This window comes from Moorella mulderi DSM 14980 (assembly GCF_001594015.1).
GTDB classification, from domain to species: Bacteria; Bacillota; DSM-521; order Neomoorellales; family Neomoorellaceae; genus Neomoorella; species Neomoorella mulderi.
Genome location: NZ_LTBC01000009.1, coordinates 80,000 through 86,290, shown reverse-complemented (window position 1 = coordinate 86,290; position 6,291 = coordinate 80,000). Strand labels below are relative to the sequence as shown.

The following is a 6,291-nucleotide window of genomic DNA, read 5'->3' as shown; positions in this document are numbered from 1 at the left end:
AGATCAACCGGGCGAACAGGGGCGGGCTAAAGGTAGCCCTGGTTCTGGCCCGGTCTGAAAGGTTGGGTAAGGGAAAGATTGGGGAATGCGCCAGGCAGGCGCGGCGGCGCCTGCGCGAGATAGACACCGTTATAGAGCTCAGCAAGAGCACGCTGGCGTTGATTCTCCCTCACACGGGGAAAGAAGGCGCGCAAGTGGTGATAACGAAACTGGAAAGCTTCCTTCCCGGGACGTGGAGCTACGGGATTGCGGTATATCCCGACAACGGCAAGGACGGGGAAGAACTTTTCGCCTACGCCGAAGTTGCCCTTAAAGAGAGCTGGGAGAAGAAAGACCCGGGTGCGCCAGTCCAGGAAGGAGCAAGCATCTGATACGTAAATCCCAGGACTTATACATATTTTAGGCTCTCAGCCTTCCAGTCAATGGTGCAGTGTTACGCTTAAAAGAAATGAATTTACGGCCAGCAAAAAATCACTGTTCCATCTGTTTCTTCAACACGGCGATCTCGTCCGGAGTAAGCCCCGTAGCTTTAACAATGGTCTCTATATCGACGTTGAGCAGAAGCAGGTTCCGGGCTACTTCTCGTTTGCCCTCCAATTTTCCTTCCAATTTCCCCTTCAGTTCGCCTTCTTTTAAGCCTTTTAACAAAGCTTGCTGTTGCATCTCTTCCAGGGTTAATTCCAAGTTATAAATCATCCGTTCCACCTCCCAGGGATTGCTTGCGTCCAGGATGCCGTCGATTTTTGCGCTATAATCTCCAGGCATTCTGGGTTTGACAACATTCTTCAGCCAGGTCGTGAAATGGCATGATCTTCGCCACACCTACGCCACTTTCCTGCTAAGGAAGGGCCTCCACCCTAAAATCGTGGCTGAAAGGCTGGGGCATTCCAGCGTAAAGATAACCCTGGACACTTATTCCCACGTCCTGCCGGATACTCAGGCTGAAGCTGCAAAAGCAATTGAAAGCATTTTAAGCAGGTAGGTTTGCAAATGTTTGCAACCACATAAAATCGAACCCCGGAAGCCTTGAAGCTCAAGGGCTCCGGGGCTGGAGGCAAATATATTGTATACTTGCACGAGAAATATTGCACCGCCTGGTACGTGTTTATATAATAAGGCAAGGCGGTTGAATTAAAAAAACAAGCACCGCTCTGGTTATTACACCAGAGCTTTTCTATAGTCGCGAGGACCACCCACAGTGGTCGTTAACCGCCGCCAGCCAAGAGATGAATATGTTAGGAAGCCCCAGCTTCCCTATACGGAGGAGAACCGTTTTGAGCCAGCTAAAGATCACCGACACCACCCTACGTGACGGTCACCAGAGCCTCTGGGCCACGCGCATGACTACGGCCGACATGCTGCCGATCATTGAAAAAATTGACAGCGTCGGTTACCATTCCCTGGAGGTCTGGGGCGGCGCTACCTTTGATGTCTGCATGCGCTTCCTGGACGAAGACCCCTGGGAACGCCTGCGGACCCTGAAAAAATATGCCCGGAAAACGCCCCTGCAGATGCTCCTCAGGGCCCAGTCCCTGGTAGGTTACCAGCTGTACCCCGACGATGTGGTGCGGGCCTTTATTGCCAGGGCGGTGGCCAACGGCATTGATATTATCCGTATTTTCGATGCCCTGAATGATTTGCGCAACATGGAGGTCCCTATTGCAGCCGCCAAAAAGGAAGGCGCCCACGTCCAGGGTACGGTGGTCTACACCATCAGCCCGGTCCATACTACCGAGCACTACTTGCAGACGGCCCTGGAACTGGAGAGCATGGGCGTGGATTCCATCTGCATCAAGGATATGGCCGGCCTCCTGGCCCCCTTTGAAGCCTATGAACTGGTCAAGCTCTTTAAAGAAAAGCTCCACGTCCCCATCCAGCTCCACAGCCATTATATCGGCGGCCTGGCCGTAGGTGCCTACCTGGAGGCCGCCCGGGCGGGGGTGGATGTAGTTGATACGGCCTCGGTCCCCCTGGCCTTCGGCGCTTCCCAGCCACCGGTAGAGACGGTGGTCCGAGCGCTGGCCGGGACGCCCTACGATACCGGGCTGGACTTGAACCTCCTCTTTGAGATCGCCCGTTATTTCGATGACCTGCGCCGGGAGCTGGGCTATGAGCGCGGCGTAACCCGCATTACCGATATGTGGGTCTTCCAGCACCAGGTTCCCGGCGGCATGATCTCCAACCTGGTGAGCCAGTTAAAAGAGCAAAAGGCGGCCGACCGCATCAATGAAGTCCTGGCCGAGATACCGCGGGTACGGGCCGACCTGGGGTACCCGCCCCTGGTAACGCCCACCAGCCAGATTGTGGGCACCCAGGCGGTCCTCAACGTCCTGCTGGGCCAGCGTTACAAGATGGTACCCGGCGAAGTTAAAAATTACGTCCGCGGCCTCTACGGCCGGCCGCCGGTCCCTATAAGTGAAGAAATTCGCCGGTTGATCATCGGGGATGAAGAGCCTATCCAGGGGCGGCCGGCGGACATCCTGCCGCCGCGCCTAGAAGAAGCCCGGCAGGAAATCGGCGACCTGGCCCGGAATGAAGAAGATGTCATCAGCTATGCGCTGTTTCCCCAGGTGGCCCGGAAATTTTTTGAGGACCGCCGCGCCGGGCGGTTGCAGCCGGGCCGGCGCAATTTAAAACCCCAGGCCGGGGTTAAGGCCGAGGCAGGAGGTACAAAGAAAATGGATCTCAAGGACATCACCCAGCTCATTAAAGCCCTGGAAGAAACAGGCATTACCGAACTTAACCTGGAAAGCGATGGGGTCAAAATCATGATCCGCCGTGGCGGTGACCAGGGAGGGACTGCCGGCCCGGCCCCGGCAGTCCAGGTGACTACCGATGCTAAGCCTGGGGCCCAGGGAGATAAACCGCTGGCCCAGACTCCCCAGGATATTGTTGAAGTCCGGGCCCCCATGGTAGGCACCTTCTACCGGGCGCCGGCCCCTGACGCGCCGCCTTTTGTTGAGGTTGGTACCAGGGTTAAACCGGGGCAGACCCTGTGTATAATAGAAGCTATGAAGCTGATGAATGAGTTAACGGCCGAAACCGCCGGCCAGGTCGTCAGGATCCTCGCGGAAAACGGCCAGCCGGTGGAATACGGCCAGGTACTGTTCCATTTAAAGAAAGAGTAGAAACAAATATGCTGTAATACTATGGTCTAGTTCCTGGGCGGCGTAGAGACATAAACTGCCGCTAAGAAGTATGCTCTTTTCGGAGGATAGGAGATGTTTAAGCGGGTTCTCATTGCCAATCGCGGCGAGATCGCGGTGCGGATTATCCGCGCCTGCCGTGAACTGGATATCGAAACAGTAGCCGTCTATTCCGAGGCCGACCGGGGAGCCCTGCACACCAGGCTTGCCGATAAAGCCGTCTGTATCGGGCCGGCGCCAGCCAACCGCAGTTACCTGCATATCCCCAGTATTATTGCTGTTGCCCAGATGAGTGGTGCCGATGCCATTCATCCCGGTTACGGTTTCCTGGCAGAAAACCCCTACTTTGCCGAGATGTGCGCAACGGCAGGGATCACCTTTATCGGCCCTTCGCCAAGGGCCATGCAGCTCATGGGCGCCAAGGCCACGGCCAGGGCCACCATGATTGCTGCCGGAGTTCCGGTAGTACCCGGTTCAGAGGGTGTCGTCAAAGACCTGGATGCCGCCCTGGCCATAGCTAAAGAAATCGGTTACCCCGTTTTGATTAAAGCGTCCGCCGGTGGCGGTGGCCGCGGTATGCGGGTGGCCCAGGGCCCCCGGGAGCTGCGCCAGGCCATCCAAACCGCCCAGCGGGAAGCTGAAGCCGCCTTCGGTGATCCCCAGGTTTACCTGGAAAAATATATTGAAGAACCCCGCCATATTGAGTTTCAAATTTTAGGTGATACCGGAGGAAACCTCATTCACCTGGGCGAGCGCGACTGTTCCCTGCAGCGCCGCAACCAGAAGATACTGGAAGAAGCCCCCTCGGTAGCCCTCACCCCGGAACTGCGCCGGGAAATGGGAGAGGTTGCCTTAAAGGCTGCCAGGGCCGTTGATTACTATAGCACCGGTACGGTAGAATTCCTGCTGGATAAGCATGGCCGCTATTATTTTATTGAAATGAATACCCGCATCCAGGTGGAACACCCGGTGACCGAAGCGGTTACCGGTATCGACCTGGTCCAGGAACAGATCAGGATAGCGGCGGGGGAACCTTTGAGCATCCACCAGGAGGACGTCCAGATCCGGGGGCATGCCATTGAGTGCCGGATTAATGCCGAAGACCCCAGCCATAATTTCCGGCCGGCCCCGGGGAGGATTGAGCGTTACCATGTACCGGGAGGCTTTGGCATCCGGGTGGACAGCGCTGCTTATAGTGGTTACCTCATTCCTCCTTATTATGATTCCTTAATCGCCAAGGTTATTGCCTGGGCGCCGGACCGGGAAGGGGCCATCAACCGTATGACGGGGGCCCTGAAAGAAATGGTAATTGAAGGGATACCAACGACCATTCCCTTCCACCAGCAGATTATGGCCAACGCCTTTTTCCGGCGGGGTGAGATCTATACTAACTTTATCCAGCGTCGCTTACTGGCCGGCTAACGTCCTGGCAGGAGTTAGCTGGCATTAGTTTAAAACTATTTTCGCAGGAAGCAGTTGTGATGGCTACCCGCCTCTGGTATAATATAGTAACAAGTGGAGGTGGGTAGAGTGGATAATATTTTAGAACAACAGGACCGGACCGATCTCGGCACCATCAGGATTACCAACGAAGTGGTAGCCATCATTGCCGGCCTGGCGGCCACGGAGATTGAAGGAGTAGCAGGCATGAGCGGCGGCATTGCCGGCGGTATTGCCGAACTTTTAGGCCGGAAGAATCTAAGTAAGGGCGTCAAGGTAGAAGTAGGGGAAAAGGAAGCTGCTGTTGACCTGTACATAGTGGTCAACTTCGGGGTGCGTATTCCGGATGTAGCCATCAGGGTGCAGGAGAATGTAAAAAAGGCTATTGAATCAATGACGGGCTTACGGGTGGTAGAAGTTAATGTCCACGTCCAGGGCGTAGTTTTCCCCCAGGAAGAGAAAGAAGAAGAAACCAGCCGGGTCCGGTAGGGGGGTAGTGACTTGTCAATGCTGGAGCGGGCCTTACTGGCCCTTTTTGCTTTGCTGGTGGCTGCCCTTTCCGTGGCTGCCCTGGCAGTCATCGCCGGCTGGACAGTGCCGCTGGACCTTTTTGAACTCAGTCTCCTGCGGCCGGACTACCGCCTTATAGCCGGCCTGGTAGCTGCTGTATTGTTCCTGCTGGCCTTGCGTTTCTTCCTGGCCAGTATGCGCCCGGCAGCAGCAAGAGAAGAGCAGGCGGTTATTAAATCCGCCGACCTTGGTACGGCCAGCATTGCCCTGCCGGCCCTGGAAAACCTGGTCACCCGGGCCGCCCGCCAGGTGAAAGGGGTACGGGAAGTGCGGCCCATCCTTAGAGTTCTCCCGGAGGGGCTGGCCGTGAAGCTCAATATTACCGTTAGCCCCGACCGCAATCTACCGGAATTGACGGCGGCCCTCCAGGAAAAGGTGCATGAATATATTGTTGCCACGGCCGGCCTGGAAGTGCTCGAGGTCCAGGTGCGGGTGAACGGTATCTACCAGGAAGGCCTGCGCCGGGTTGAATAGGGGAGATGGATGGGTGGAAAATATCCTCGACTTGCTGGACTACCTCTGGCGGGAACACCGGGGTAAGCTGATCGGCGTCAGCTTGGGCCTTATTTTTGGGCTTTTAACTGCCATATGGGGCTTCGGGAAGGCCCTTTTCATCGGCCTCTGTGTAGCTCTGGGCTATCTTATAGGCTGCCGCCTTGATCAAGGCCGGGGGTGGCAGGGCATCTGGAAACGTTTCTTTGGCGATCGCTGGTAAGGGGGAATAGTTTTCTTGAGTAGAAGGGCAGCCAGGGCCAAAGCCCTGCAGGCTCTCTTTGCCGTTGACCTGGGTCGTATGGCCCCGGAAAGGGCCGTGGAAGAAGTCTTAGCTGAAGAGCAACTTTCACTCCAGGCAGCAGCCTTTGCCCGGCAGCTGGTAATGGGGACGGTCACGGCCCGCCAGGAACTTGACGCCATAATCAGCAGGTATGCAGTGGGCTGGCGCCTGGAACGCCTGGCGGCCGTTGACCGCAATATCCTCAGGATGGCATTATATGAAATGAAATATTGCCCGGATACCCCGGTGAGCGTAATTATCAACGAGGCCATTGAACTGGCCAAAACTTTTAATGACGAAGAAGCCGGCAGGTTTGTCAACGGCTTGCTGGACACCGCCCGCAAGGAGCTGGGTAGATAG

At 56.2% G+C, this 6,291-nt stretch carries 7 protein-coding genes and 2 pseudogenes; 8 read left to right on the top strand and 1 reads right to left on the bottom strand.

The genetic code is table 11. The features are described 5' to 3' along the window. A pseudogene (locus MOMUL_RS10900) lies at positions 1-371 on the top strand (response regulator); the annotation flags it as partial. A 100-nt stretch (positions 372-471) separates the two neighbouring features. Here MOMUL_RS10900 and MOMUL_RS10895 read toward each other — a convergent pair. Then, positions 472-765, bottom strand: coding sequence for an RpnC/YadD family protein (locus MOMUL_RS10895; protein ID WP_236713088.1), 294 nt, complete (start codon positions 763-765; stop codon positions 472-474). A gap of 31 nt (positions 766-796) precedes the next feature. Between MOMUL_RS10895 and MOMUL_RS15830 the strand changes: the two are divergent. From MOMUL_RS15830 to nusB, 7 genes and pseudogenes are all read left to right on the top strand, one after another. Then, positions 797-982: pseudogene (locus MOMUL_RS15830) on the top strand (tyrosine-type recombinase/integrase); the annotation flags it as partial. A 250-nt stretch (positions 983-1,232) separates the two neighbouring features. Then, positions 1,233-3,128, top strand: a complete 1,896-nt coding sequence (accB, locus tag MOMUL_RS10890) for an acetyl-CoA carboxylase biotin carboxyl carrier protein (protein WP_062284868.1) — start codon at positions 1,233-1,235, stop codon at positions 3,126-3,128. Positions 3,129-3,221: 93 nt separating this feature from the next. After that, on the top strand, positions 3,222-4,568 hold the full coding sequence (accC, locus tag MOMUL_RS10885; protein ID WP_062284867.1) for an acetyl-CoA carboxylase biotin carboxylase subunit: 1,347 nt from the start codon (positions 3,222-3,224) through the stop codon (positions 4,566-4,568). Between the two features lie 93 nt (positions 4,569-4,661). After that, positions 4,662-5,075 carry an Asp23/Gls24 family envelope stress response protein gene (locus tag MOMUL_RS10880; RefSeq protein ID WP_062284865.1) on the top strand — a complete coding sequence of 138 codons (414 nt, stop codon included), beginning with the start codon at positions 4,662-4,664 and terminating at the stop codon, positions 5,073-5,075. An 18-nt stretch (positions 5,076-5,093) separates the two neighbouring features. Continuing rightward, a complete protein-coding gene (gene amaP / locus MOMUL_RS10875; protein ID WP_062284863.1) occupies positions 5,094-5,630 on the top strand; it encodes an alkaline shock response membrane anchor protein AmaP in 537 nt (178 codons plus the stop codon). A gap of 13 nt (positions 5,631-5,643) precedes the next feature. Then, on the top strand, positions 5,644-5,871 hold the full coding sequence (locus MOMUL_RS10870) for a DUF2273 domain-containing protein (protein ID WP_062284861.1): 228 nt from the start codon (positions 5,644-5,646) through the stop codon (positions 5,869-5,871). A gap of 15 nt (positions 5,872-5,886) precedes the next feature. Further along, complete coding sequence (gene nusB / locus MOMUL_RS10865) at positions 5,887-6,291, top strand: transcription antitermination factor NusB (RefSeq protein WP_062284859.1); 405 nt, start codon at positions 5,887-5,889, stop codon at positions 6,289-6,291.